The 24,561-nt window shown below is 67.4% G+C and carries 24 protein-coding genes; 14 read left to right on the top strand and 10 right to left on the bottom strand.

The annotated features are described in order from the left end of the window. Positions 1–10: 10 nt before the first annotated feature. From BPET_RS23840 to BPET_RS23825, 4 genes are all read left to right on the top strand, one after another. Positions 11–712 (top strand): response regulator, encoded by a 702-nt coding sequence (locus BPET_RS23840; protein ID WP_012251534.1) that lies wholly within the window; start codon positions 11–13, stop codon positions 710–712. Continuing rightward, positions 709–2,088: a Trk system potassium transporter TrkA gene (gene trkA, locus BPET_RS23835; RefSeq protein WP_012251533.1), complete on the top strand. Its 1,380-nt coding sequence runs from the start codon at positions 709–711 to the stop codon at positions 2,086–2,088. Before BPET_RS23840 ends, trkA begins: the two co-directional genes overlap by 4 nt. A gap of 58 nt (positions 2,089–2,146) precedes the next feature. Then, positions 2,147–3,616: a TrkH family potassium uptake protein gene (locus BPET_RS23830; RefSeq protein WP_012251532.1), complete on the top strand. Its 1,470-nt coding sequence runs from the start codon at positions 2,147–2,149 to the stop codon at positions 3,614–3,616. Between the two features lie 541 nt (positions 3,617–4,157). Then, a complete protein-coding gene (locus tag BPET_RS23825) occupies positions 4,158–5,405 on the top strand; it encodes a YbdK family carboxylate-amine ligase (protein WP_012251531.1) in 1,248 nt (415 codons plus the stop codon). 291 nt (positions 5,406–5,696) lie between these two features. Here BPET_RS23825 and BPET_RS23820 read toward each other — a convergent pair whose 3' ends face one another. After that, positions 5,697–6,626: a methyltransferase domain-containing protein gene (locus tag BPET_RS23820; RefSeq protein WP_041863242.1), complete on the bottom strand. Its 930-nt coding sequence runs from the start codon at positions 6,624–6,626 to the stop codon at positions 5,697–5,699. Between the two features lie 76 nt (positions 6,627–6,702). On the opposite strand from BPET_RS23820, the gene BPET_RS23815 reads away from it, so the two are divergent. Then, positions 6,703–7,485: a double zinc ribbon domain-containing protein gene (locus tag BPET_RS23815; RefSeq protein WP_012251530.1), complete on the top strand. Its 783-nt coding sequence runs from the start codon at positions 6,703–6,705 to the stop codon at positions 7,483–7,485. A 200-nt stretch (positions 7,486–7,685) separates the two neighbouring features. On the opposite strand, the gene BPET_RS23810 is transcribed toward BPET_RS23815, so the two are convergent. Then, positions 7,686–9,164 (bottom strand): aldehyde dehydrogenase, encoded by a 1,479-nt coding sequence (locus BPET_RS23810; RefSeq protein WP_012251528.1) that lies wholly within the window; start codon positions 9,162–9,164, stop codon positions 7,686–7,688. A 209-nt stretch (positions 9,165–9,373) separates the two neighbouring features. On the opposite strand from BPET_RS23810, the gene BPET_RS23805 reads away from it, so the two are divergent. Further along, the gene (locus BPET_RS23805) at positions 9,374–9,844 is read left to right on the top strand and encodes a tRNA (cytidine(34)-2'-O)-methyltransferase (RefSeq protein ID WP_012251527.1); all 471 of its coding nucleotides are present in this window, start codon (positions 9,374–9,376) and stop codon (positions 9,842–9,844) included. Between the two features lie 18 nt (positions 9,845–9,862). On the opposite strand, the gene BPET_RS23800 is transcribed toward BPET_RS23805, so the two are convergent. From BPET_RS23800 to BPET_RS23775, 6 genes are all read right to left on the bottom strand, one after another. Then, positions 9,863–11,350 (bottom strand): M81 family metallopeptidase, encoded by a 1,488-nt coding sequence (locus BPET_RS23800; protein WP_012251526.1) that lies wholly within the window; start codon positions 11,348–11,350, stop codon positions 9,863–9,865. A gap of 196 nt (positions 11,351–11,546) precedes the next feature. Further along, positions 11,547–12,545: a Bug family tripartite tricarboxylate transporter substrate binding protein gene (locus BPET_RS23795; RefSeq protein ID WP_012251525.1), complete on the bottom strand. Its 999-nt coding sequence runs from the start codon at positions 12,543–12,545 to the stop codon at positions 11,547–11,549. Positions 12,546–12,628: 83 nt separating this feature from the next. Then, on the bottom strand, positions 12,629–13,666 hold the full coding sequence (locus tag BPET_RS23790; RefSeq protein ID WP_012251524.1) for an NAD(P)H-dependent glycerol-3-phosphate dehydrogenase: 1,038 nt from the start codon (positions 13,664–13,666) through the stop codon (positions 12,629–12,631). Positions 13,667–13,676: 10 nt separating this feature from the next. Continuing rightward, on the bottom strand, positions 13,677–14,204 hold the full coding sequence (gene secB / locus BPET_RS23785; RefSeq protein WP_012251523.1) for a protein-export chaperone SecB: 528 nt from the start codon (positions 14,202–14,204) through the stop codon (positions 13,677–13,679). A gap of 48 nt (positions 14,205–14,252) precedes the next feature. Beyond that, positions 14,253–14,510: a glutaredoxin 3 gene (gene grxC / locus BPET_RS23780; protein ID WP_012251522.1), complete on the bottom strand. Its 258-nt coding sequence runs from the start codon at positions 14,508–14,510 to the stop codon at positions 14,253–14,255. A gap of 13 nt (positions 14,511–14,523) precedes the next feature. Continuing rightward, entirely contained in the window at positions 14,524–14,946 is a 423-nt protein-coding gene (locus BPET_RS23775; RefSeq protein ID WP_012251521.1) for a rhodanese-like domain-containing protein, read from the bottom strand. 185 nt (positions 14,947–15,131) lie between these two features. Here BPET_RS23775 and gpmA point away from each other — a divergent pair, with 185 nt between their 5' ends. From gpmA to BPET_RS23755, 4 genes are read left to right on the top strand one after another with little or no spacing between them, the layout of a single operon-like run. Then, a complete protein-coding gene (gpmA, locus tag BPET_RS23770; protein ID WP_012251520.1) occupies positions 15,132–15,884 on the top strand; it encodes a 2,3-diphosphoglycerate-dependent phosphoglycerate mutase in 753 nt (250 codons plus the stop codon). A gap of 3 nt (positions 15,885–15,887) precedes the next feature. Continuing rightward, positions 15,888–17,429, top strand: a complete 1,542-nt coding sequence (locus BPET_RS23765) for a murein hydrolase activator EnvC family protein (protein WP_012251519.1) — start codon at positions 15,888–15,890, stop codon at positions 17,427–17,429. A gap of 26 nt (positions 17,430–17,455) precedes the next feature. Further along, positions 17,456–18,898 carry a S41 family peptidase gene (locus BPET_RS23760; RefSeq protein ID WP_012251518.1) on the top strand — a complete coding sequence of 481 codons (1,443 nt, stop codon included), beginning with the start codon at positions 17,456–17,458 and terminating at the stop codon, positions 18,896–18,898. Beyond that, positions 18,895–19,653: a HesA/MoeB/ThiF family protein gene (locus BPET_RS23755; protein ID WP_012251517.1), complete on the top strand. Its 759-nt coding sequence runs from the start codon at positions 18,895–18,897 to the stop codon at positions 19,651–19,653. Before BPET_RS23760 ends, BPET_RS23755 begins: the two co-directional genes overlap by 4 nt. A 32-nt stretch (positions 19,654–19,685) precedes the next feature. On the opposite strand, the gene BPET_RS23750 is transcribed toward BPET_RS23755, so the two are convergent. Then, a complete protein-coding gene (locus tag BPET_RS23750) occupies positions 19,686–20,351 on the bottom strand; it encodes an O-methyltransferase (protein WP_012251516.1) in 666 nt (221 codons plus the stop codon). Positions 20,352–20,435: 84 nt separating this feature from the next. Here BPET_RS23750 and BPET_RS23745 point away from each other — a divergent pair, with 84 nt between their 5' ends. Beyond that, positions 20,436–21,074 (top strand): TetR family transcriptional regulator, encoded by a 639-nt coding sequence (locus BPET_RS23745; protein WP_041863241.1) that lies wholly within the window; start codon positions 20,436–20,438, stop codon positions 21,072–21,074. Positions 21,075–21,084: 10 nt separating this feature from the next. Here the strand turns inward: BPET_RS23745 and BPET_RS23740 are convergent, their stop codons facing one another. Continuing rightward, positions 21,085–21,477, bottom strand: a complete 393-nt coding sequence (locus BPET_RS23740) for a VOC family protein (protein WP_041863240.1) — start codon at positions 21,475–21,477, stop codon at positions 21,085–21,087. Between the two features lie 214 nt (positions 21,478–21,691). Between BPET_RS23740 and BPET_RS23735 the strand changes: the two genes are divergently transcribed. From BPET_RS23735 to BPET_RS23725, 3 genes are all read left to right on the top strand, one after another. Further along, positions 21,692–22,261: an isochorismatase family cysteine hydrolase gene (locus BPET_RS23735; RefSeq protein ID WP_012251513.1), complete on the top strand. Its 570-nt coding sequence runs from the start codon at positions 21,692–21,694 to the stop codon at positions 22,259–22,261. 73 nt (positions 22,262–22,334) lie between these two features. Further along, entirely contained in the window at positions 22,335–23,066 is a 732-nt protein-coding gene (locus tag BPET_RS23730) for a FadR/GntR family transcriptional regulator (protein WP_012251512.1), read from the top strand. Further along, a complete protein-coding gene (locus BPET_RS23725; protein ID WP_012251511.1) occupies positions 23,063–24,475 on the top strand; it encodes an FAD-binding oxidoreductase in 1,413 nt (470 codons plus the stop codon). Before BPET_RS23730 ends, BPET_RS23725 begins: the two co-directional genes overlap by 4 nt. Positions 24,476–24,561: the final 86 nt, after the last annotated feature.

The following is a 24,561-nucleotide window of genomic DNA, read 5'->3' as shown; positions in this document are numbered from 1 at the left end:
TGGATGGTTTATGGCCAGAATTCTGGTGGTTGACGACGAAGTCGGCATTCGCGAACTTTTGTCAGAGATCCTTTACGACGAAGGGCACACGGTCGAATTGGCCGAAAACGCGGCAGAGGCGCGCGCCGCGCGCCTGCGCACGCGCCCCGACCTGGTCCTGCTCGACATCTGGATGCCTGATACCGACGGGGTCAGCCTGCTGAAGGAATGGGGCTCGCAAGGTCTGCTCGACATGCCCGTCATCATGATGAGCGGCCACGCCACCATCGACACCGCGGTCGAGGCCACGCGCATCGGCGCCATGGACTTCCTCGAAAAGCCCATCACGCTGCAGCGCCTGCTCAAGACCATCGCCGCCGGCCTGGCGCGCGGGCGCGCCCCGCATCCGGCGCCGGCCATCGCACCGCTGGCGCCTGCCACGCCGCCGGTGCCGCTCGAAGACGAGCTCGATCCTCCCGCCGCCGCGCTGGCCGCGATGCCGGCCGCGGCCGAAGCCGCCCCGCTGTCCAACGGCAGGTTGGGCTCCATTGCCCTCGACCAGCCCTTGCGCGAAGCGCGCGACGAATTCGAGCGCATCTACTTCGAATACCACCTGGTGCGCGAAAACCACAGCATGACGCGCGTTTCCGAGCGCACCGGCCTCGAGCGCACCCACCTGTACCGCAAGCTCAAGCAGCTGGGCATCGAATCCGCGCGCAAGCGAGGCACATGAAGATCCTCATCATGGGGGCCGGCCGCGTGGGAACCAGCGTGGCCGAAAACCTGGTGTCGGAGCAAAACGACATCACGGTCATCGACACCAACGTCGATCATCTGCGCTACCTGCAGGATCGCTTCGATCTGCGCGTGGTGCATGGCGACGGCACCCAGGTCGTCGTGCTGGAGGCCGCCGGCGCCGCCGACGCCGACCTGTTCATCGCCTGTTCGGCCTCCGATGCGGCCAACATGGTGGGATGCAAGATCGCGCGGCAGCTGTTCAACGTGCCGCGCCGCATCGCCCGCATCCGCATGCCCGATTTCGCCGAGCATCCCGAACTCATGGGCGAAGAAGGCTTCTGTATAGACGCCCTGATCAGCCCCGAGCGCAGCGTTACTACCTATCTGCACAGCCTGATCGAATTCCCCGAAGCCCTGCAGGTGGTCGAATTCGCCGACGGCCGCATCAGCGTGGTTACAGTGCGGGTCGGGCACGGCAGCCCCATGGCGCATCACCCGGTGGCGCAGTTGCGCGAAGTCTGGCCCGACGTGGCCGCCCGCGTGGTCGACGTCGTGCGCGATGGCCGGCCCTTGCAGGCCAGCCGCGGCACGGTCATTGCGCCAGGCGACGAAGTCGTGCTGGTGGTCGATTCGCGCCACGCGCGCCGCGCGGTGCGGCAACTGCGCGATGCCGAGAAATCCGTGCGCCGCGTCATGATCGCCGGGGGCGGCAACATCGGCCTGCGCCTGGCGCGCCAGCTGGCCGAAGAAAACTACAGCGTGCGCATCATCGAGCGCAACGAAAAGCGCTGCGAATACCTGGTGGCCGAGCTGCCCAGCAGCGTGCTGGTGCTGCACGGCAGTGGCACCGACGAAGAACTGCTCGACCGCGAGAACATCGGCGACATGGACACCTGGCTGGCCCTGACCAGCGACGACGAAGACAACATCATGTCGTCGCTGCTGGCCAAGCGCATGGGCGCGCGCAAGGTCATCGCCCTGATCAACCGCCAGGCTTATGGCGAACTGATGCAGGGCAGCCATATCGACATCGCCGTGTCGCCGTCGCAGGCCACCATGAGCGAACTGCTGCGCCACGTGCGCCGTGGCGACATCGCCGCCGTGCACCGTTTGCGCCAGGGCGTGGCCGAGGCCATCGAGGCCGTGGCGCACGGCGACCGCAGCACTTCCAAGGTGGTGGGGCGCGCGGTGGGCGACATCCGCCTGCCCAAGGGGGCCAGCATCGGCGCGCTGGCCCGCGGCGATGAAATCCTGATGCCCGACGACGACACGATCATCCAGACCGACGACCACGTCATCGTGTTCGTGCCGTCGCGCCAGATGATGCCGCGTGTCGAGAAGCTGTTCCAGGTATCGGCGTCTTTCTTCTGAATTTGCAGACGGGTCCATCCACCATGCGCCAGACGGCCAACCAAGCTGAGCGAAACGCATGAGGCGGTTGCTGGCGACCTTTTACGTGGCCGGCCTGACCATGGTCGTCTTCGCGCTCACCATGCTGTTGCCGCTGCTGGTGGCGTATGTGGGCGACGACGCCGGGTTTACCGCCTTCCTCGACGGTTTCCTGCTGGCCTTTGGCGGCGGCGCGGCCGTGTGGCTGTCCACCCGCCGGGGGCGTTGCGAGCTGCACGCGCGCGACGGCTTCCTGCTGGTGTCGGTGGTGTGGGTCAGCCTGCCGCTGCTGGCGGCCATTCCGCTGCTCATCTACTTCAACCGGGCCGGCATTCCGCTGTCGTTCACCGATGCCTACTTCGAGGCCATGTCGGGGCTTACCACCACCGGGGCCACCATACTTGTCCACCTCGACCAGTTGCCGGCTTCCATCAACCTGTGGCGCGCCACCCTGGTCTGGATAGGCGGCCTGGGCATCCTGGTGCTGGCCGTGGCCATCTTGCCGCTGCTGGGCGTGGGCGGTCATCAGGTGGTGCGCGCCGAAACCCCCGGCCCCATGAAAGACGAGCGCCTCACGCCGCGCATCGCCAGCACCGCCAAGGCCCTGTACGCGGTGTATTTCGGCCTGTCGCTGCTGTGCCTGGTGGCCTACCGCGGGGTGGGCCTGAGCTGGTTCGACGCCTGGTGCCACACGGCCACCACCATGGGCCTGGGCGGGTTTTCCACGCGCGACGAAGGCTTCGCCTATTTCAATTCGGTGTCGGTCGAAGTGGTGGCCATGATCTTCATGACGCTTGCCGGCATCAACTTCGCCACCCACTTCAGCGCGCTGCGCCAGGGCCGTCTGCGGGCCTACCTGGTGTGCCCGCAGACGATTCCCTACCTGGTCATCATGCTGGGGGCGGGGCTGGTCATTTCCGGCTATCTGTACCTGCGCGGGGTCTACGCCGATCCGTTGCAGGCCCTGCGCTTTGGCATGTTCAATACCATTTCCGTGGCCACGACCACGGGTTACGCCAACGTCGACTACGCCGCCTGGCCGCTGGTGGCGCCACTGAGTATGCTGTTGCTGTCGGGCTTCGTGACCTCTGCGGGCTCTACCGGCGGCGGCATCAAAATGGTGCGTGCGGTGCTGCTGGTCAAGCAGGCGCGCAACGAACTGGTCACCATGCTGCACCCTCATGCGGTCAGCCCCATTCGCATGGGGGGGCGCCTGGTCGACCAGCGCGTCATGGCCTCGGTGCTGGCGTTCATGGTCGTGTATGGCCTGTCGATCGGCGTGCTGACCAGCCTGATGCTGGTATCGGGGCTCGAACCCGTCACGGCCTTCTCGGCGGTCATCGCCAGCATCAACAACACCGGCCCCGGGCTGGGACCGGTGGGGCCGATGGGCAATTTCGCCGTGCTGACCGATTTCCAGACCTGGGTCTGCACCTTCGCAATGCTGATCGGCCGGCTTGAACTGCTGACCGTTATGGTGCTGTTCACGCCTATGTTCTGGCGCAAATAGGCCGCGCCGGCGCTGTCGTCACGGCTACCAAGCGTACGCTGATCTACCGAGATTTTCGGGGGGCTGCTTTTACCGCTGCCGATGGCGATCCTGATCATGCACCTGTCATGGCGGATATTCATGGACTCGTACGTGAGCAACGAGTAGTGGTCGAACTCGGGCGGGCTGTTGCGCTGGCCGGCCTTTGGCGGCGGCCAGCCGCGGTCACAATTTGGTCCACCAACGCCCTCACAATATAAGGGATTACCCTATATAGGGTAATCCCGCCCCATCCCGAAGCCCTCATTTTTGGCGCGATTGCGGCGCGCATCGGCCTGGCAGCCGCGCCATTATTGAGCTGTAAGCGTTTACTCACATTGTCGCCACAGACAAAAACGCAATGCGTCTTGAAGTTGCCCACAATTGTCACGATTTCGAATCTTCCAGACATAAAGTTGCGGCTATCATGCAGACATAAGACGTCGTCAAGAGCCCCCCGGGAAGCTACCGGGCTTCAAGGCCGAACGATGCACTCCCACCAACATATCTGAAGGAGTCGGAGATGGAACAGATCCCGTTCGTTTCGTCCGCCCCCAATACGCTCGGCATCGAGCTTGAGTTGCAACTCATCAATCCGCGCAGCTTCGACCTGGCTGCCGCCGCCGACGAACTGCTGGCCCAAATGGCCAACCATCCCATTGCAGACCGGGTCAAACCCGAGATCACCCGGTCGATGATCGAATTGAATTCCTCGGTGCATGAGCACCCCATGGGCCTGCTGGCCGAAATGCGCGAAATGCGCGACGCCCTGTGCGACGCGGCCGACGCGGTCGGCGTCTCTGTGGCCGGGGGCGGGGCGCACCCCTTCATGCGCTGGCAGGAACGCGCTATTTCCGATTCGCCCAGGTTCCAGTACCTGGCCGAGATGTACGGCTACCTGGCTCGCCAGTTCACGGTGTTCGGCCAGCACATCCACCTGGGCGTGCCTTCGGGGGACGCGGCGGTGCGCATGGTGCGCGGCCTGTCGCCCTACGTGCCGCATTTCATTGCCTTGTCGGCCTCGTCGCCCTACTACGAAGGCGTGGACACGCTGTTCTCGTGCTGCCGCCTGAATGCGGTCAGCAGCTTCCCGCTGGCCGGCCACCTGCCGGCCGACGTTACTGACTGGTACCGGTTCGAGGCGCACATTGCGCAGTTGCGTGCCTGCGGCCTCGCCGAGAGCATCAAAGACCTGTACTGGGACATCCGTCCCAAGCCCGAATTCGGCACGGTCGAAATCCGCGTGTGCGATACGCCCCTGACTGTCGAGCGCGCCTGCCAGCTGGCCGCCTTTGCGCAAGCGCTGGCCGTGCTGGTGACGCGGGAGCCCGAGCCGGCGCCTGCTGCGTGGCTGGCTTACCGCAGCAATCATTTCCAGGCGTGCCGTTTTGGCCTGCAGGGCAGTTACGTTACGCCCGACGGCCAGCGCCTGCGCCTGATCGACCATCTGCGCGCCCTGTTCCAGCGCTTGATGCCTATCGCCGACGAGCTGGGCACCGGCGACATGCTGGTCGCGCTGCGCGATGAATCGATTCGCAACGGCAACGACGCCCGCTGGCTACGCAGCCAGTTCCACCGGCTGCGCGACCTGCCGCTGGTGGTCGAGTCGATGACTCACGCCTGGCGCGGCGAACGCGAAACCGCGGGCGCGGCGGCCGAGGTGCCGCGGCGTCGGATTCGCGCCACCTCTGAACCCGTGCACGGCGTGCAGGCGCTGGCGACACCGGAAGCCGGCGTCACGCCCGGCTGGCGGCCCGATCGCCTGCACTGAAAACCGCCGCGCGCCCGCGGCATGGCAGGCGCCAAGCCGTCGATATGCGCCAGGCGCGTCGGGCGCGTCAAGCACATCGCATCAGGCGCATCAGGTGCGTTAGGTGCGTCAAGCGCATCGCATCAGGCGCATCAGGTGTCTGACTCCCGCAGGGTGTCAGACACCGCCGTGAGCATAGACTAGCCAGGAGTCCGCCGGACGCCGGACACCCCGATGGCCGGGCAGTCTGCCTGCTTCGGCGTCCGACACCCAGGCACAAGCCAGGCCCCTGGCCACTCTGTGCCCACCCCTTCATCCCCCCGACCGCCCGCCGATGGCGCTGACGGACAACCGGGTTTCGCCCGGCGCGCTGCGCCGCGAGGCCGCGCGCCATGCGTGGCCATAGGCGACTTCTATCGTCAGCGGGATCACGCCATCGGCATCGCGCTGCGCCTCCAGCGCGGCGCACAGGCGGTCGCGCCAGCCGCGTCCGGCCAGGCCGCGCCGGCGGTCGCGGGCGGGGTTGCCGCCCAGCGCGCGCACGTCTTCCAGCAGGCGCTGCGGGCTGCGGTACGTCAGGGTAAGGGTTTCCTGGTCCATTACGGGGTCCGCGAAGCCGCTGTCCACCAGCAGATCGCCAAAGTCATGCATGTCCACGAACGAGGGCGTGGCGGTGCGCAGGCCGGCGTCGTCAAGCGCCTGGCGCAATTCGCGCAGGGTGCCCGGCCCCAGGCACGAGAACATTGCCAGCCCTCCCACCTTGAGCACGCGCCGCCATTCGGCCAGCACCGCGTGCGGGGCGGCGTGCCAGTGCAGCGCCAGGTTGGACCACACCAGATCCAGCGATTCGGCGGCCAGGCCGGTGTCGGCCAGGTCGGCGCGCACGAAGCGCGGGCCGCGGCCTGCCCGGCCTGCCAGCTTGCCCAGCCAGCGGGCCGCGCCGCTCACGGCATGACGCTGGCGGGCGTGCGCCAGCAGCGTTTCGCTGACGTCCAGGCCCAGGTACGCGGCGTCGGGATAGCGCTCGCGCAGCAGCGGCAGGTTGTCGCCCGCGCCGCAGCCGGCGTCCAGCAAGGCGGCTGGTTGCAGGCGGATGTACTGCAGCCGGCCCAACATGCGGCGGGCGACCTCGCCATACAGGAATTGCGCGTCGGACAAGTCGCCGCGGCGCGCGAATTGCCGGATGACGTGCGCAGGCACCAGGGGCAGGGTGGGCGGGGATTCGGGTGAAGACTGTGACATGAAAGGCGCGCCGCCGGAAGGCAGCGCTGCAAAAGCGTGATGAGATATCGGCGGTCCGGTTTCTGGTCGGGTCGCCATGTCGCCCATTATTGCCCATTCGCTTCTTTTGTTCCCGCGGCAGGTCGCCCGCCGCCTGCTGGCGGGATTGCCCTCCGATTGTCCGCTGTGCGGCGAAACCGCCGCGGGCGGGCGGTTGTGTCCGGGGTGCGCGCACGACATCGCGCACCGCATGCGCGACGGCAGCCCGCGTTGCGCGCGTTGCGCACTGCGGTTGCAAGCTCCGGCCGGCCGCCATTGTCCCGACTGCGGGTCCGCCGCGCCGGCCTTTGCGCGGACCATCGCGGCTTTCGATTACGAGCCGCCTTACGACAGCCTGATCGGCCGTTACAAGGGCGAACGGCGCTACGGGCTGGCCACGACGCTGGCGCAACTGCTGGCCGACGCCGTGGCGCGGCAGGCCGTGCCGCTGCACCCGGCCACGGTGCTGACGCCCATTCCATCCAGCCAGGCGTCGCTGCGGCGGCGCGGCTTTAACCCGGCCGCGGAGCTGGCGGCCAGCCTGGGCGCGCAACTGCATCTGCCGCTGCGGCGCGGCGTCTTGCAACGCGTGCGCGAAGGCCCCAGGCAGGCGGCGGGCAACCGCCGGGCGCGGCGCCAGGGCGCGCAAGGCCTGTTCCATTGCATCCGGCCTATGCCGGGCTGCATCGTGGGTCTGGTGGACGACGTGATGACCACCGGCAGCACTGTCGACGCCGCCGCCCGCGCCCTGCTGCGGGCAGGCGCGACGGAAGTAACCGTGCTGGTGGCGGCCCGCACGCCGATGCCTGACACCCCGGCGGGCAAACGATTCTCGACATAAGGCCCGTTGCACAGGCGCCAGGCCCGCAAGTTAAAACGCCTTGCACAGGCGACAAACCCCGCAAGTCAAGACGCCCCATACAGACGTCAGGCGAACGGCGCCCCCGTGGCGGCCTGCGTAATGACCAAGACGCCCCATACAAAGGTATCAGGCTCCCGCAGGTGCCTGACACCGCCGCGATGGCCAGGCCGCCGCTACGACTATCGCATCACGAACGGATTGCCCACCGGTGCGCCGGCATTGATGACCACGCTTTTCACCTGCTGGTATTCGCGCATGGCGTCGATGCCGCTTTCGCGGCCCAGGCCCGAATCTTTGTAGCCGCCGAACGGCATCAGGTAACTGACCAGGCGATACGTGTTGACCCACACCGTGCCCGACTGGATGCGGTCGGCCATGCGCAGCGCGCGGCCGATGTCGCGCGTCCAGACACCCGCGCCCAGGCCGAAGCGCACGTCGTTGCCCAGCCTGACGGCTTCGTCTTCGTCTTTGAAGCGGATGATGGACAGCACTGGCCCGAAGACTTCTTCCTGGGCGATGCGCATGGCGTTGTCGACGTCGCCGAAGATGGTCGGCTGGATGAAGCGGCCGTCTTTCCAGGGACCCTCGCGCATGGGGGCGCCGCCCAGCAGCAGGCGCGCGCCTTCGTTGCGGGCGATGTCGATGTATTCGAGCACCTTGCGGTACTGCGGCGGCGTGGTAATGGGGCCCACCTGCGTGTCGGCCTGCATCGGGTCGCCCATCTTGGCGGTGCGCGCCAGCGCCAGCAATTTTTCGACGAAGGCGTCATAGATGCTGTCTTGCAGCAGCAGGCGCGACCCGGCGATGCAGGTTTGGCCGGTGGCGGCAAAAATGCCGGACACCGCGCCGTTGACGGCGTCGTCCAGGTTGGCGTCATCGAACACGATGTTGGGCGACTTGCCGCCCAGTTCCAGGCTGACGTGCTTGAAATCGCGCGAGGCCTGTTCGTTGATGAGCCGGCCGGTGGCGTCGGAGCCGGTAAACGTGATTTTGCGCACCAGTGGGTGCGTGACCAGCGGCGTGCCGACCTCGGCGCCGAAACCGGTAACGGCATTGACCACACCCGGCGGGAAGCCGGCCTCTTCAAACAGCTTGACGAATTCCAGGGTAGAGGCCGAGGTGAATTCGGACGGCTTGAGCACCAGCGTGCAGCCGGCGGCCAGCGCCGGCGCGATTTTCCAGGCAGTGAGCAGCAGCGGCGAATTCCAGGGGGTAATGGCGGCCACCACGCCCAGCGGCTCGCGGCGCGTGTAGCCGAAGTGGCCGGGCTTGTCGATGGGCGGAACGGTGCCTTCGATCTTGTCGGCCAGGCCGCCGTAGTAATAGAACCATTGCGGCATGTACTTGAGCTGGCCCGCCATTTCCGCGTACAGCTTGCCGTTGTCGCGCACTTCGGTGCGGGCCAGCGCTTCGGCATCGCGGGCGATCAGGTCGCCCAGGCGGTGCAGCAATTGCCCGCGCTGGCTGGGCGTATACGTGGCCCACGGACCTTCGCGGCCGGCGCGGTGGGCTGCCTGCACGGCGCGGTCTACGTCTTCGGCGTTGCTCTTGGGGATGCTGGCCCACGGCTTGCCGTCGCAGGGATTATCGGACTCGAACCACTCGCCCGAGGCCGGGTCGACGTATTGGCCGTCGATGTAGAGCTGGTAGCGCTTCAAGGTATGCCTCCGTTATGGTTTTGCCGCGCAGGCGCAGGCCTGTAGAACTGCCTATTGTGGCGCAAGGCCCCGCCCGCGCGTACGATTGCCAGGCAATCGCGGTTCGCTTTTCTGAAAGGACGGCTTTGCGGCGGCGTAAGTCCCGCCGGCCGCCCTGGCACAATAGCGGTCGTCACGCGCCGCGGCCAGCGGCGCGCCAGGATGAAACCATGTTCCACGTCGTACTCGTCTGCCCCGAAATTCCGCCCAATACCGGCAACGCCATCCGCCTGTGTGCCAATACCGGCGCACAGCTGCATCTTGTGCGCCCGCTGGGTTTCGAGCTGGATGATGCGCGCCTGCGCCGCGCCGGGCTCGACTATCACGAATGGCAGCCGGTGCAGGTGCACGACACCCTTGAACAGGCGCTGGCGGCAACCGGCGCGCCGCCTGCGCACATTTATGCGCTGACCACCCGCGCCCAGCGCAACGTGGCCGAGGTGGCGTTCGGTCCGGACGACGTATTCGTGTTCGGCCGTGAAACCGCCGGCTTGTCCGACGAGCACATGGCGCTGTTCGCCCCCCAGCAATGCCTGCGCCTGCCAATGCGTGCCGGCCAGCGCAGCCTGAACCTGTCGAACGCCGTGGCCGTCACGGTGTTCGAGGCGTGGCGCCAGCACGGCTACGCCGGCGGACTGTGATGTAGCGGACGCGGCGCGCTAGTGGCCGTCGTACTGGGCGGCTTCCAGTGGATACAGCGGCCGGGCGCGCTTGCGATACGGAAAGACACCGTAGTCTGACGTCGTGGCGCCCGGGCTGTCGCATTCCACCAGACCGGCCGAAATCGGCACGAACACCGGGCGGCAGTACATGCGCGACTTCAGCAGCAGGTAGCGGGCGCGGCGCGGGTCCAGCCCCACGCTTTCGAAAACGCCCAGGTCCCAGGGTTCGTGCGGGCGTTCGCACAGCACCAGGCAGGCCGCTCCGGCATCGAGCACGGCCGTGCGTCCCATGTAGCAGAGCATGCCGGTGTAGGTGGGGCCGCTGATGCGGTACTGGCCGTCGGTGATGGCGCGCACCACCCCTTGCAGCGTGAACGGCCGGGCGGCGATGCCCAGGTGCGTCAGCGGGCGCTTGTTGCCCACCGCCACGGTCACGCGCGCGCCCTCGCCGGCCGCAATCAGTTGCTCTACCGCTTCCGGGTCGCACAGCGGGCCTGCCAGGATGCCGTCCATGCCTTGCGCCAGCGCGGCTTCCAGCACGGCGGTGGTGTCGCAGGTGCCGCCGGAATTACAGTTGTCGCCGTGATCCAGCAGCAGCACGGGGCGGTCCTGGCCGCGCGCCATGTCGCGCGCGCGGGCCAGCGACGCGTCCAGCGGCTCGCTGCGGTACACGAAACCGTCGCGCTCGCGCCATATCTGCGCGGCCACCTGGGCGGCGGCCCGTTCGGCGGCCGCGGCGTCGCCATCGGCAACGGCCACCACGCTGATACAGGGCCGCTCAATGTCGGCCAGGCTGAAACCGGCCAGCACCGACACGGCCAGCAGACCTTCGGCTTCCAGGCGGCGCGCGGTCTCGACCGCCGCCTGCATGGCGCCCTGATCGGTGGCCGATCGCAGCGTGTGGGTCATCAGCGGCAATTGACGCCAGGCCACGACGGGCCGGCGGCGGCCGTCCAGCATGTCGAACAGCAAGCGTCCCGCGTGCTCGCCGGTTTCGTACATGTCGATGTGCGGATACGTCTTGAAGCCGACGATGACGTCGGCATGGTCGATCATGGCCTGCGTGACGTTGCCGTGCAGGTCCAGCGCCACGCCAATCGGCACGCCGGGGGCGGCGGCCCGCACGCGCCGCAAGAGGTCGCCTTCACCGTCGTCGCGGTGCTCGGCCACCATGGCGCCGTGCAGGTCCAGCAAGATGGCGTCGCAGCCCGGCGCGGCGGCAACGATGCGGGCGCACATGGCGTCGTAGGCCTCGGCGGCCACGGGCCCGCTGGGATAGGCCCAGCCGGACACCGGTGTCGCCAGCTCGGCGCCGCGCGCTTCGGCAAGATCGATGAAGGCCGCCATGGCGGTACGCTGGCCGCGGTTGCCGCGGTAGGCATCGTCGTCGTATTGCGGCCCGTTCTCGCCGAACGCCGACAGCGGCGTGGGCACCGGCGAGAACGTGTTGGTTTCGTGGTTCAGGCGGGCAATCAGGACTTTCATGCGCAGGCTCCACGGCAAGGGCGTGCCTGTGACAGTACCAGATACCGCCTGCGATCAGGCGCTGGTAAGGCGCTGACCAGGTGTCTGACACCCTGCGGGAGTCAGACACCTGGCATCAATTGGCACCTGGCATTACTGGCCACCTGCCATCAACTGGCGTCGCCTGGCGTCGCGCCCTGGGGCACGGCCCGGCCGGTCAGTCGAGCGACAGCCCCAGCCGTTCGATGACTTCGTTCCAGCGCGCGGTGTCTTTCTTGACGCGGTCGGTCAGCCCCTGCGGGGTGGAAGGCGCGGCGGTGAAATACTGCTTCGCCAGTTGCTGGCCCACCGCTTCGCTGCCGATGATGGCGGCCAGTTCGCGGTTCAGGCGCTCGATGACGGGGGCGGGCGTGCCGGCGGGAGCCAGGATGGCGTTCCAGGAAATCGCCTCGAAGCCCGGGTAGCCCTGCTTGTCCATGGTGGGAATGCCCGCCAGCGATTCGCTTGGCTCCAGGCTGGTAATGGCCAGCGCCTTGGCCTTGCCGCTGCGCACCTGCGGCATGGCGATGGCGGGCACCATGAAGCCGGCCTGCACGTCGCCGGCGATGATGGCGCTGATCACTTGCGGAAAGCCCGAATACGGAATGTGCGCCAGATCGATCTTGGCGTCGTTCTTGAACATTTCCATGGCCAGGTGGGCCGAGCTGCCGGGGCCGACCGAGCCATAGTTCAGGGCGCCATTGCGCTCGCGCGCCAGCTTGACGAAATCGGCTACGCTGGCCACGGGCAGGTCGCCGGGCACTGTCAGCACATTGGGGCTGGTGGCCACCAGCGTGATGGGCGCGAGGTCTTTCAGCGGGTCGTAGCCCAGCGTTTTCTTGTACAGCGTGGGCGCGGTCACCAGCGGGCCGTTGATGGTGTAGACCAGGGTGTAGCCGTCGGGCGCGCTCTTGGCCACCATGCGCGTGCCGATATTGCCGCCGGCGCCCGGCTTGTTGTCGATGACCACCGGTTGCCCCAGCGCCTCGGCCAGCGGTTCGGCAATTGTGCGCGCCAGCAGGTCGGGCGACGAGCCAGGCGGAAACGGAACCACCATGTGGATGGCCCGTTCGGGCCATTCGGCATGGGCCGCGGCAGGCAGCAGCGAGACGGCGGCCAGCGCCAGGGCAAGGCGGCGCAGCAGCGCGCCGGCCCGCGAGGGGCGGACGGAGAACATAGCGAAGGCTCCTTTGAGGGTCTTGTTTGTACGGAGGGTCTGGGTATCTGCAACCAGGCCGGCGCGCGCGGCGCTTCGGGGAGTCATTCTTCTCGCGCCTCGCGCGCCAGCAGGGCGGACACCGCCGTCATCGGGGCCACGCCGTCGAACAGCACCGCGCATACGGCCTCGGTGATGGGCAGCTCAACGTTCAGGCTGCGGGCGCGCTGCAGGGCCGCGCGGGCGCAGCGCACGCCTTCGGCGGTGATGCCGCTGGCCAGGATATCGCTCAGTTTGCGGCCGGCGCCGATTTCCAGGCCGACGCGCCGGTTGCGTGACAGGTCGCCAGTGGCCGTCAGCACCAGGTCGCCCAGGCCGGTCAGGCCCGCGAAGGTTTCGGCCTGCGCGCCCAGCGCGACGCCGAAACGGGTCATTTCGGCCAGGCCGCGGGTGATCAGCGCCGCCCTGGCATTGGTGCCCAGCGCCAGGCCGTCGGCAATGCCGCAGGCCACGGCGATGACGTTTTTCAGCGCTCCGCCCACTTCCACGCCGGCTACATCGGTGCTGGCGTAGACGCGCACGGCCGCGCCGTGCAGGGCGCGGGTGGCGCCTTCGCGCACGGCGTCATGGCTGCTGGCAATGGTAAGCGCTACCGGCAGGCCCTGGGCGACTTCGCGGGCGAACGAGGGGCCCGACAGTACGCCGCCGCGGGCATCCGGCATGGCGAGCGCGTCGGCCACGATTTCGTGCGGCAGGCGCGCCGTGTCGGCTTCGAAGCCTTTGCAGGTCCAGATGACCGGCGCCTGGGCCAGCCCCAGGTCCGGCAGGCGCGCGGCCAGTTCCAGGCAGGTGGCATGCAGCCCGGCCACCGGCACGCCCAGGATGATCAGGGCATGCCCGGGGGCGGCCGCCAGCGGCGCCAGGGCGGCGGACAGATCGCTCGTGATGGCCAGGGCGCCGGGCAGGCGGCTACCCGGCAGGTAACGGGCGTTCTCGCGGGTGTTGGCCATGGCGTCCGCCTGGGTGGCGTCGCGCGCCCATAGAACGGTGCGATGGCGGCGGCTGGCCACGGCGGCCAGCGCTGTGCCCCAACTGCCCGCGCCCAGAACGGCGACGCTCAGGGGGGCGGGCGGTCGGCTCATGGGGGCGGGCTTATTGGCGGGTGGTGCCGGGCGGCAGGATGATGCCGGAGTCCGAGCCGTTATTGTTGCCGCCCTGCTGCTGGGCCAGTTCAGCCAGGCGTTGTTCGTACAGGGCCTGGAAGTTCACTTCGGCCAGGTGCAGCGCCGGCAGCGACGTGCGCGTGATGGCGTCGGCCACGTTGGCGCGCAGGTAGGGGTACAGCATGGTGGGGCACACAATGCCCAGCAGCGCGTCCATTTGCTCGGCCGGGATGTTGGCCAGCTCGAAAATGCCCGCCTGCGTGCCTTCGACCAGGTACAGCACCTTGTCGTTGATGCGGGTCGTGACGGTGGCGGTGACAGTGGATTCGAACACCGTCTCGGCCAGGCGCTGGCCGCCCACGTTGATGCTGACTTCGACTTGCGGCTGCTCTTGTTCCAGGAACACGTGCGGCGCGTTGGGCATTTCCAGCGACAGGTCTTTCAGGTAGACGCGCTGCAGATTGAACGACGGCGCGTCGCCGCCTGCTTGCTGGGTGTTTTGATCCTGTTCAGCCATGAGAATTTCCGGGTAGGGGTGGGCAAAAGAAATAAGCTTGCGCGGCGATCAGCCGTTGAGCAGCGGCGCCAGGCCGCCGGCGCGATCCAGCGCCATCAGGTCGTCGCAGCCGCCGATGTGCCGTTCGCCGATGAAAATCTGCGGCACGGTGCGACGGCCCGTGCGTTCGATCATGATGTCGCGCTGGGCCGGGTCCTGGTCGATGCGGATGATTTCCAGGTCGGTGACGCCGCGCTGCTTCAGCAGAGCCTGGGCTCGCGCGCAGTAAGGACAATAATCCTTCGAATACATCACAACTTTGTCCATATCGGGCTCCGGGTCAGGATTTCTGGGTAACGGGCAGGTTGGCCGACGACCAGGCGCGCATGCCGCCTTCCATGACGGACACGTCGGCGAACCCCTGCGAACGCAGGCGGCTGGCCACGCGGCCGGCATCGCGGCCAGTTTCGCACACCAGCACCAGCGGCTTGTTCTTCGGCAGCGAACCGGCTTTCTGCTCGACTTCGGCTGCCGGCATATTGCGTGCCTGGGCGATGTGGCCGGCGCGGAATTGCTCGGCCGGGCGCACGTCGACCCACACGGCCTGGCGCTGGTTGATCATCTGGATGGCTTCCGCGGTGCTGATGCCCGAGCCGCTGCGGCCTTTGCGCAGGGCCGGCACGGCCAGCATGATGCCCGAGACCAGGGCCACGGCAACGATGAAGATGTTGTTTTTGTCTACCAAGAATTGCAGAAGATCCACGGAGGTTCCTGAACTGAAGTGCGGCGGGCGGCAACGGTTACGCAACCCGCCTGGAAACGGCGGCCCGGCTTGGGCCGGCGGGCGGCGCCAACCGCCTGCCGGGGTGAAAACCAGGGGCAAAATCGCTCAATTATAAAATGACCCCATTCGTCAACTTCAAACCCGCCCGCGCGCGGCTGAAAACCATGTACAAACTCGTTCTGATGCGTCACGGCGAAAGCCAGTGGAACCTGGAAAACCGCTTCACGGGCTGGACCGACGTAGACCTGACCGAAACCGGCCGCGAACAGGCCCGCAAGGCCGGCGAGCTGCTCAAGAAAGAGGGTTACCAGTTCGACCTGGCCTATACCTCGGTGCTCAAGCGCGCCATCCGCACGCTGTGGATCGCGTTGGACGCCATGGACGCCATGTATACCCCGGTGGGCATCAGCTGGCGCCTGAACGAGCGCCATTACGGCAACCTGCAGGGCCTGAACAAGGCCGAGACGGCCGCCAAGTATGGCGACGAACAAGTACTGATCTGGCGCCGCGCCTACGCCATCGCGCCCGAGCCCCTGCCGCTGGACGACGAGCGCCATCCGCGCTTTGACAGTCGCTACGCCAAGATTCCGGCCGACCAGCTGCCGGCCACCGAGTGCCTGCAGGACACCGTGGCCCGGGTGCTGCCGTACTGGAACGATTCGATCGCGCCGGCCATCCGCGCCGGCCGCCGGGTGCTGGTGGCCGCGCACGGCAACAGCCTGCGCGCCCTGATCAAGCACCTGGACAATATCTCGGACGACGACATCGTGGGCCTGAATATCCCCACCGGCCAGCCGCTGGTGTACGAGCTCGACGAGGCGCTGCGCCCGATCCGCCATTATTATCTGGGCGATGCCGCTGAAATCGAAGCCGCCATGGCGGCGGTCGCGGCCCAGGGCAAGGCTAAAAAGGACTGATTCATGCGGTTTGCGGCGGGTTTGCTGTTAATGGCGGCGGTGGCGGCGGCGCCCTGGCCGGCCATGGCGGCGTCTTCGGACCTGGCCGACCGCCAATCCGAGGCCGCCAGGCAGCAAGCCGCGCTGCGCGACCGCATTGGCGCCCTGCAGAAACAAATCGACGACCGTGAAGCCGCCCGCAAAGAGGCGGCCGACGCCCTGAAAGAATCAGAGTCGGCAATCTCCCGCATCAATCGCCGGCTGCGCGAGCTGGCCGACGACAATCGCCGCGCCGAGGCCGAGCTGGCCAGCCTGAACCGCCAGGTCGAGGCCCAGCAGCACGCCCTGCAGCAGCGCCGCGCCCAGCTGGCCGACCAGTTGCGCACGCAGTACACCAGCGGCCTGTCGCCCTGGACGGCGCTGCTGTCCGGCGACGACCCCCAGCAATTGGGACGCAACCTGGGCTACCTGGGCTATGTGTCGCGGGCGCGGGCCCAGGCCGTGCAGGCCTTGCGGCACGACATCGACCGCCTGGCGCAGTTGCAGGGCCAGGCCGATGCGCGCCGCGCCGACATCCAGACCATGGCGGCCGAGGCCGCCGACCAGAAAACCCAGCTGGTGGCTCAGCAGAAAGAGCGCGCCACGCTGCTGGCGCGCCTGGAAGGGCAGATCGCCGCGCAGCGCGCCGAGGCCCGCCAGCTGGGCCGTGACGACAACCGCCTGTCCCATCTTATCGACGACCTCGAAAAAGCCATCGCCGAGCAGGCCGAGGCCGCGCGTCGCGCCGAAGAGGCCCGCCGCCGCGCCGAGGCCGTGAAGCGGGCCCAGGAAGCGCGCCTGGCCGAAGAGGCCCGCCGCAAGGCCGAAGCCGAGCGCCGCGCCGAGGCTGCGCGCCAGGCGCGCCGCAACGAAGAAGCGCGCGATGCGGCGCGGGCGCGCGAGCAGGTCGAGGCCGCCGCCGCGCGCGAGCGCGACCAACAGCGTGAGCAACAGCGCGGCCCCGTGGCGCTGGCCGACCCCGACGCCGCAGGGCTCAGGCCGGCCGGATCGGGTTCGGGCCGCATCGTGCCGCCGCAGCGCCCGGCCGCCCCGACAGACCGCGCCAACCAGGCTGCCGACGACGACAGCGCCGACGACGAGTCCTCCCGCCAGCAGGCCGCGCCTGCGCCAGGCGGCGGCAACGGGCTGCGCCACGGCCTGCCGGCGCCGGTGCGTGGTACGGTACAGGGGCGTTTCGGGGTCGACCGCCCCGACGGCGGCGTCTGGCGCGGCATCGTGCTGCGTGCCGCGGCGGGTACGCCGGTCAAGGCCGTGGCGCCGGGCACGGTGGTCTATGCCAACTGGCTGCGAGGCTTCGGCAACCTGATCATCGTCGACCACGGCAAGCAATACCTGACCGTATACGCTTACAACCAGAGCCTGCTCAAGCAGGTCGGAGACCCCGTCGCCGCGGGCGACGCCATCGCCACGGTGGGCGCCACCGGCGGGCAGGTGGAATCGGGCCTATACTTTGAAATTCGCTATCGTGGCGCTCCGGTGGACCCGGCCCAGTGGCTGGCCCTATAACCCGGTATCAAAATCAGGAAGTGTGCATGGGCACTCGCAAGTTTCGCGGTTTCGGTTTGGTTGCCATCGGCGTGGTGGCGGGCATCTTGCTCAGCGTAGGTGTCACGGCACTGGCGCAGCGCGGCAGCCCGCTGCCGCTCGATGAACTCAGGCAGCTCAGCAACGTATTCGCCGCCATCAAGAACAACTACGTCGAGGCGGTCGACGACAAAACCCTGATCAACAATGCCATTTCGGGCATGGTGTCCAACCTGGACCCCCATTCCGCCTACCTGGATGCCGACGCGTTCCGCGAAATGCAGACCACCACGCAGGGCGAATTCGGCGGCCTGGGCATCGAGGTCGGCGCCGAAGACGGCTTCGTCAAGGTCATCTCGCCCATCGAAGACACGCCCGCCGCGCGCGCCGGCGTGCTGGCCGGCGACCTCATCATCAAGATCGACGACACGCCCACCAAGGGCATGTCGCTGAGCGAAGCGGTCAAGCTCATGCGCGGCGCCCCCAAAACGCCGATCACGCTGACCATCATGCGGGCCGACAACCCTCAGCCGGTCGTGGTGCACATCGTGCGCGACATCATCAAGGTGCGCAGCGTGCGCAGCAAGATGCTCGACAACGGCGTGGCCTACGTGCGCATCGCGCAATTCCAGGAAAAAACCGGCTCCGACCTGGCCCGCCAGCTTAAAGAGCTGGGCGCCAAGGGCGAACCCAAGAGCCTGGTGCTCGACCTGCGCAACGACCCCGGCGGCCTGCTGACCAGCGCCATCGGCGTGGCCGCGGCGTTCCTGCCGCCCGACGTGCTGGTGGTGTCCACTGACGGCCGCACGCCCGATTCTCGCCACAAGTACCTGGCCACGCCGGCCGAATACGCGCGCGGCGAAGGCAACTATCTGTCGGGCCTGCCCGGCTGGGTCAAGAAGGTGCCCATGGTCGTGCTGGTCAACGTGGGTTCGGCCTCGGCCTCTGAAATCGTGGCGGGCGCGCTGCAAGACCACAAGCGCGCCAAGGTGCTGGGCAACCGCACGTTCGGCAAGGGCTCGGTGCAGATCATCCTGCCGCTCAGCCAGGACACCGGCGTCAAGCTCACCACGTCGCGCTATTTCACGCCCAGTGGCCGCTCCATCCAGGCCACCGGCATCGAGCCCGACTACGTCGTGGCCGACACGGCCGAGGGCGACCTGTTCCGCCTGCCGCGCGAAGCCGACCTGCAGCGCCACCTGGCCAACAACCAGAGCGACGAAATCAAGTCGTCGCCCGACGCTCCCGACACCCCCGTTCCGGCCAAGATGTTCGAGTTCGGCGGCAAAGACGACTTCCAGCTGCAGCAGGCCCTGAACCTGCTGGCCGGCAAGCCGGTGCAGAAGGGCAGCGCCCGGGCCCAGGCCCGGGCCTCGGCCAAGCCGGGCACCGGCACGCCCGAACGCCTGACGATCACGCCGTCCGGAGTCCAGCCCGCCAAGCAAAAATGAACGACCAGCAGTTGCTGCGCTATGCGCGGCACATTCTGCTCGATGAACTGGGCATCGAAGGCCAGGAGAAATTCCTGGCCGGCAAGGTCCTCATCGTAGGCGCGGGCGGACTGGGTTCGCCCGCGGCGCTGTATCTGGCCACCGCGGGGGTCGGCGACATCACCCTGGCCGACGACGATATCGTCGAGCTCAGCAATTTGCAGCGCCAGATCCTGCACGTAGACGCCAGCGTCGGCCGGCCCAAGGCCGAATCCGGCCGCGACACGCTGGCAGCCTACAACCCTGAAACCCGCGTCACGCCGCGCGTCGAGCGCCTCGATGGGCAGCGCCTGGACGACGCCGTGGCCGCCGCCGATCTGGTGCTCGACTGCACCGACAACTTCGCCACGCGTCACGCCATCAACCGCGCCTGCGTGCGTCACCGCAAGCCGCTCGTGTCCGGGGCGGCCATCCGCTTCGACGGCCAGGTCAGCGTGTACGATCTGCGCCGCGACGACGCGCCGTGCTATCACTGTCTGTTTCCCGAGGCCGACGAAGTCGAAGAGGCCAATTGCGCCACCATGGGCGTGTTCGCGCCGCTGGTAGGCATTATCGGCGCCATGCAGGCCGCCGAAGCGCTCAAGTTGCTGGCCGGCATCGGCGAAAGCCTGTCGGGCCGGCTGCTGTGGCTGGACGTGCGCACCATGCAGTGGCGCAGCGTCAACGTGCAGCGCGACCCCGAATGCGCGGTGTGCGGCCCGGCCCACGCGCACTGATTCCGGCTGCCCGTCGCCGCGCTTGCCGGCAATCAGCCCAGGCGCATCGACAACTCGACGTCGCCGCCGAACGGCACTGACAAGTAACCCCGCTCGGGCGACCGGACGCGCGCCAGATAATCGGGGCTGTAATCGGCGTTGTCCGCCACGACATACGCCCCGGGCCGCAGTCGGCTTTCCAGCAGGTCCAGCACATCGGCATAAAGTCCCTTGGCGCCGTCCAGCAGCACCAGGTCGATGACGGGCGGCAGGTCCGCTCGCAGGGTTTGCAATGCATCGCCCTCGCGGAACTCCACCAGATCGGCCAGCCCGGCGGCCGCCAGGTTGGCCTGGGCGCGCGCCACTTTCGTGGCTTCGAATTCGCTGGTGATCAGGCGGCCGCCGCCGTTGTCGCGCAGGGCGGCGGCCAGGTGCAGCGTCGACAGTCCGAACGAGGTGCCGAATTCCACGATGGTTTGCGCCCGGCTGCCTCGCGCCAGCATGTAGAGCAGGGCGCCCGTCTCGCGCGACACGGGTAGCGGCATGTCTTTCAGGCGTCCATAAAGGTCGCGGTAATCGGCCTTGCTGCGCATCAGACGGTCTTGTTCTGCTTCGGGCACTCCCGCGAAAACCGCGCGGGTGGCGGGCATTAACGCGTCGGCTTCGCCGTACAGGCGGTCCAGCAGCGTGGCGACAATGGGGTGGGAAAGGAGGGTCATGAGGCAATCCTGTAACTGATGAATGGGTGCCTCTATAATGCGACTAAATATTCAGGTTTTCTATTCGCATTCCAGCCCTCCGCCATGGCGCCTCGCCCCAGTCCGCAGATTTCCTCGCGCAAACAGCCCAAACAGGCTCGCTCGGCAGGCCTGGTCGCCGCCATTTTGCAGGCGGCGGCTCAGGTTTTGGCCAAAGAGGGGGCGCAGCGCTTCACCACGGCGCGCGTGGCCGAGGCGGCCGGCGTGAGCATCGGCTCGCTGTACCAGTACTTTCCGAACAAGGCCGCGATTCTGTTCCGCTTGCAGAGCGATGAATGGCGGCAGACCTCGGACCTGTTGCGCGACATTCTCGAAGACACACGCCGCACGCCGCTGGAGCGGGTGCGCGCGCTGGTGCGCGCCTTCATACGCTCGGAATGCGACGAGGCCGCCATGCGCGTGGCCCTTAACGATGCCGCGCCACTTTATCGCGATGCGCCTCAGGCGCGCGAAGCCAAGGCAGAAGGCCATCGCACCATACAGGCCTTCATGCGGCTGGCGCTGCCCGGCGCGCCGGAAGCCGAACGCGCGACGGCGGGTAATCTCATAACCACCGTACTGAGCGCCGCGGGCAAGCAGTTCTCGGAAAGCCCCCGTACCGGGCAGGAAATCGACGCCTACGCCCAGGCCATGTCCGACATGTTCTGCGCGTATCTGCGCAGCTTGGGCGCGCAGGGCAAGTGACCGCGCTTGCCTATTCAGGCTGGTGGCAGACCACGCACAATTTATTGCCGTCCGGATCGCGGAAATAGGCCCCGTAATAATGCGGGTGGTATTGCGGGCGCAGGCCGGGTTCTCCTTCGCACGTGCCGCCCTCCTGTAGCGCGGCGGCATGCGCCTGGCGAACCTGCTCGCGGGTTGCGGCCAGAAAGGCTGTCATTTGGCCGTTGCCGGGTTCGTGCGGGGCGCCATTGAACGGCTTGGCAATCGCGAACAACGGGCGATCGGCCCCCGGAGACTGCCAGCCCGCCCAGGGGATGCTGGCGTCGAAAAAGCGTGGTTCCAGGCCCAGAATCTTGAACAGGCGCTCATAGAAGTGCAGGGCGCGGTCGAAGTCGGTGATGCCGATGAAGATGTGGGAAAACATGGGTATCGGGGCGAAGGACGTATTCATGGCACATTCTTTCATAAAAGACCCTCGCTAATCTGATTGCGGTGGCGCCCCGGCCGCACCTTGGTCCGACAAACTAAGCGCGGTGCCGCGACCAAGCGCGCGTGATAGAGTCAATTACTGCGCTCGCCGCATCGCCCGCAATGTCTCCACGCGCCGTTACAGCGCCGCTACGGCGCAAGGTTCCAGCATGCAACTCCCAGCCATCGTCCCGAGTCAGACCGCCTTGCTGGTCATGCATTATCAAACCGACATCCTGGGCCTCTTCCCGTCGGTCGCCCCCGCATTGCTCGCCCATACCCGGCAGCTGTGCGACGCGGCGCGTGGCAAGGGCGTCGCCGTCTATTTCGCCCAGATCCACTTCAGCGCCGGCTATCCGGAAGTCAGTCCGCGCAACAAGAACGGCCAGGGCATGAAGCAGCTGGGCCTTTTCATCAATGACCAAGTGTCGCCGGAACTCGGCAGGCGGGCCGACGAGCCGGTCATCGTGGCGCATCGGGCCAGTGTGTTCTTCGGTACCGACCTGGCGCCGCGATTGTCCGCGCGGGGAATCGATACCCTGATCATGGCGGGCATTGCCTCGACCGGAGTGGTGCTGTCGTCGGTCGCGCATGCCAGCGACGCGGATTTCCGGCTCTACACCGTCAAGGATTGCTGCTACGACCCAGACCCGATCGTGCACGATCATCTTTTCGCGACGGCATTCGACACGCGCACGACCGTCCTTTCGCTGGCCCAGGCTCTGGCGCTGCTGGCCTAGGGGACGTCCGGCGCGAGCATCGGTTCGCCATGAAAGTTTTCATATAACCTGAAAACTCTCGTACAATGCCGGGATGCTCACCAAATCCCTCACGCTTACCGGGCAGGTCGCCGGCAAGCTGGCGTCCGACATCGCGGCCGGCGTGTACCCGGTGGGCGGCAAGCTGCCTACCGGCAAGGCGCTGGCGCAGTTGTATGGCGTCAGCGCGGCGGTCATCCGCGAGGCCACCGAGCGCCTGCGCGCCCAGGGGCTGGTAGAAAGCCGTCAGGGCGCCGGCTGCACGGTGGTGTCGCGCACCGCCAGCCGGGGGTTCCAGGTGCCCGGGGGCGGCGTGGCGCTGGACCGCGCCCAGCTGGCCAGCGTGTATGAACTGCGCATGGAACTGGAAGGCGGGGCCGCGGCCCTGGCGGCCATGCGCCGCAGCGACGGCGACCTGGCCAAGATGGCCGCCTGCCTGGAGCAGATGGAAAACCACCTGCGCCATGCCGATGAAGACGGCGTCGAGCAAGACATCGGCTTTCATGCCGCCATTGCGGTGGCCACGCACAACACCTATTACCAGCAATTGCTGCAGTACCTGAACCTGCAGGTGCGCGCCGCGGTGCGCATCGCGCGTGAAAACACGCAGCAGACCCAGGCGGAACTGGTCGGCGACGTGCACCGCGAGCACGTCGCTCTGTACGAAGCCATTGCCGCCCGCGACTCCCAGCGCGCCCGCACGGCCGCCGTGTTGCACCTGCGGCGCGCGGCAGAGCGGCTGAAGCTGGATTTTCCCTCTTTCGAATCCGAGTCGACTACGCCATGAATGCACCCGATTTCGCCCAGCGCCTGGTGCAGGCGCTGGGCCCCGATACCGTCTTGACCGCGCCCGACGACATCGCGCCCTGGCTGTCCGACTGGCGCGGCCTGTACAACGGCCGCGCCCAGGCGGTGGTGCGGCCGCGCCGTACCGAAGACGTCGCGCAGTGCCTGGCGCTGTGCCAGCAGGCCGGCGTGCCGGTGGTGCCGCGCGGCGGCAATACCGGCATGTGCGGCGGCGCCACGCCCGACACTCAGCCGGCCAATGTGGTGCTGGCGCTGGACCGCATGAACGCCGTGCGCGCGATCGACACGGTCGCCAACACCATGGTGGCCGAAGCCGGCTGCATCCTGGGCAACCTGCGCCGCGCCGCCGACGAGGCCGGACGCCTGTTGCCGCTCAGCCTGGCCGCTGAAGACTCGTGCCAGATCGGCGGCAACGTATCCACCAACGCAGGCGGCGTCAATGTGGTGCGCTACGGCATGACGCGCGAACTGGTGCTGGGCCTAGAGGCAGTGTTGCCCACCGGCGAAATCTTCAACGGGCTGCGCACGCTGCGCAAAGACAATACCGGCTACGACCTGAAGCAGCTGCTGATCGGCGCCGAAGGCACCCTGGGCGTGATCACGGCGGTGGCGCTGCGCTTGTTTCCGCGCACCAGCGTGCGCTCGGTGGTGCTGGCGGCGGTGCAATCGCCCGCACAGGCCTTGCAGCTGTTCGAGCTGGTCTACGAGCAATGTGGCTCGCGCCTGCAGGCCTACGAATTCTTTACCGGCCAGTGCGTCGACCTGGTGCTGGCGCATGCGCAGGGCGTGCAAGAGCCTTTCGCCCAGCGCTACCCAGGCTATGTGCTGATGGAACTGGCCGACACGGCCGACGAAGCCGCCCTGAATACCCTGCTGGAAAATGTGATGGGTGCCGCGCTCGAGCGCGAACTGTGCCTGGATGCGGCCGTATCGGCGTCGCTGGCGCAGTTGCAGGCCCTGTGGAAGCTGCGCGAGGAAATCTCGGAAGCCCAGCGCGCCGACGGCCCGCACCTGAAGCACGATATTTCCCTGCCCATCGAGCGCATTCCCGATTTCATGCAGTCGGCCGAACAGCGGCTGCGCGAAGTACACGCCGACATCCGGCCATTCATTTTCGGCCATTTCGGCGACGGCAATCTACACTACAACCTGTCGCGCCCGGCGGGCGCGCCGCGCGAATGGGCGGCGCAGCATGGCGCAGACATTACCGACATCGTGCTGGACGAGGTCAATCGCTATGGCGGCAGTATCAGCGCCGAGCATGGCATTGGCCAGTTGAAGCGCGACCATTTCTTGCACAGCAAAGATCCGCTGGAGCTGCGGCTGATGCGCGACATCAAGCGCCTGCTCGATCCTGCCGGCATCTTGAACCCTGGCAAGCTGTTGTAGTTTTGCGCCGCCACGCCGCACGCCGGCAGGCCGCCGTTTCCAGGGCTGGCTTGCCGATGCCGCGGCGTCGCGGCATTTCATTCATC

Source organism: Bordetella petrii (assembly GCF_000067205.1).
Taxonomy (GTDB): domain Bacteria; phylum Pseudomonadota; class Gammaproteobacteria; order Burkholderiales; family Burkholderiaceae_B; genus Bordetella_A; species Bordetella_A petrii.
This window is presented reverse-complemented; position numbering and strand designations above follow the sequence as displayed.

What these genes read in the sequence shown, in the direction of transcription:
- BPET_RS23825 (WP_012251531.1), top strand. Translation starts at nt 4,158, where the DNA reads ATGGAACAGATCCCGTTCGTTTCGTCCGCCCCCAATACGCTCGGCATC.
- BPET_RS23755 (WP_012251517.1), top strand. Translation starts at nt 18,895, where the DNA reads ATGAACGACCAGCAGTTGCTGCGCTATGCGCGGCACATTCTGCTCGAT.
- BPET_RS23725 (WP_012251511.1), top strand. Translation starts at nt 23,063, where the DNA reads ATGAATGCACCCGATTTCGCCCAGCGCCTGGTGCAGGCGCTGGGCCCC.
- secB (WP_012251523.1), bottom strand. Translation starts at nt 14,204, where the DNA reads ATGGCTGAACAGGATCAAAACACCCAGCAAGCAGGCGGCGACGCGCCG.
- BPET_RS23815 (WP_012251530.1), top strand. Translation starts at nt 6,703, where the DNA reads ATGTCGCCCATTATTGCCCATTCGCTTCTTTTGTTCCCGCGGCAGGTC.
- BPET_RS23790 (WP_012251524.1), bottom strand. Translation starts at nt 13,666, where the DNA reads ATGAGCCGACCGCCCGCCCCCCTGAGCGTCGCCGTTCTGGGCGCGGGC.
- gpmA (WP_012251520.1), top strand. Translation starts at nt 15,132, where the DNA reads ATGTACAAACTCGTTCTGATGCGTCACGGCGAAAGCCAGTGGAACCTG.
- trkA (WP_012251533.1), top strand. Translation starts at nt 709, where the DNA reads ATGAAGATCCTCATCATGGGGGCCGGCCGCGTGGGAACCAGCGTGGCC.
- BPET_RS23840 (WP_012251534.1), top strand. Translation starts at nt 11, where the DNA reads ATGGCCAGAATTCTGGTGGTTGACGACGAAGTCGGCATTCGCGAACTT.
- BPET_RS23760 (WP_012251518.1), top strand. Translation starts at nt 17,456, where the DNA reads ATGGGCACTCGCAAGTTTCGCGGTTTCGGTTTGGTTGCCATCGGCGTG.
- BPET_RS23765 (WP_012251519.1), top strand. Translation starts at nt 15,888, where the DNA reads ATGCGGTTTGCGGCGGGTTTGCTGTTAATGGCGGCGGTGGCGGCGGCG.
- BPET_RS23800 (WP_012251526.1), bottom strand. Translation starts at nt 11,350, where the DNA reads ATGAAAGTCCTGATTGCCCGCCTGAACCACGAAACCAACACGTTCTCG.
- grxC (WP_012251522.1), bottom strand. Translation starts at nt 14,510, where the DNA reads ATGGACAAAGTTGTGATGTATTCGAAGGATTATTGTCCTTACTGCGCG.
- BPET_RS23730 (WP_012251512.1), top strand. Translation starts at nt 22,335, where the DNA reads ATGCTCACCAAATCCCTCACGCTTACCGGGCAGGTCGCCGGCAAGCTG.
- BPET_RS23820 (WP_041863242.1), bottom strand. Translation starts at nt 6,626, where the DNA reads ATGTCACAGTCTTCACCCGAATCCCCGCCCACCCTGCCCCTGGTGCCT.
- BPET_RS23735 (WP_012251513.1), top strand. Translation starts at nt 21,692, where the DNA reads ATGCAACTCCCAGCCATCGTCCCGAGTCAGACCGCCTTGCTGGTCATG.
- BPET_RS23805 (WP_012251527.1), top strand. Translation starts at nt 9,374, where the DNA reads ATGTTCCACGTCGTACTCGTCTGCCCCGAAATTCCGCCCAATACCGGC.
- BPET_RS23795 (WP_012251525.1), bottom strand. Translation starts at nt 12,545, where the DNA reads ATGTTCTCCGTCCGCCCCTCGCGGGCCGGCGCGCTGCTGCGCCGCCTT.
- BPET_RS23740 (WP_041863240.1), bottom strand. Translation starts at nt 21,477, where the DNA reads ATGTTTTCCCACATCTTCATCGGCATCACCGACTTCGACCGCGCCCTG.
- BPET_RS23750 (WP_012251516.1), bottom strand. Translation starts at nt 20,351, where the DNA reads ATGACCCTCCTTTCCCACCCCATTGTCGCCACGCTGCTGGACCGCCTG.
- BPET_RS23745 (WP_041863241.1), top strand. Translation starts at nt 20,436, where the DNA reads ATGGCGCCTCGCCCCAGTCCGCAGATTTCCTCGCGCAAACAGCCCAAA.
- BPET_RS23830 (WP_012251532.1), top strand. Translation starts at nt 2,147, where the DNA reads ATGAGGCGGTTGCTGGCGACCTTTTACGTGGCCGGCCTGACCATGGTC.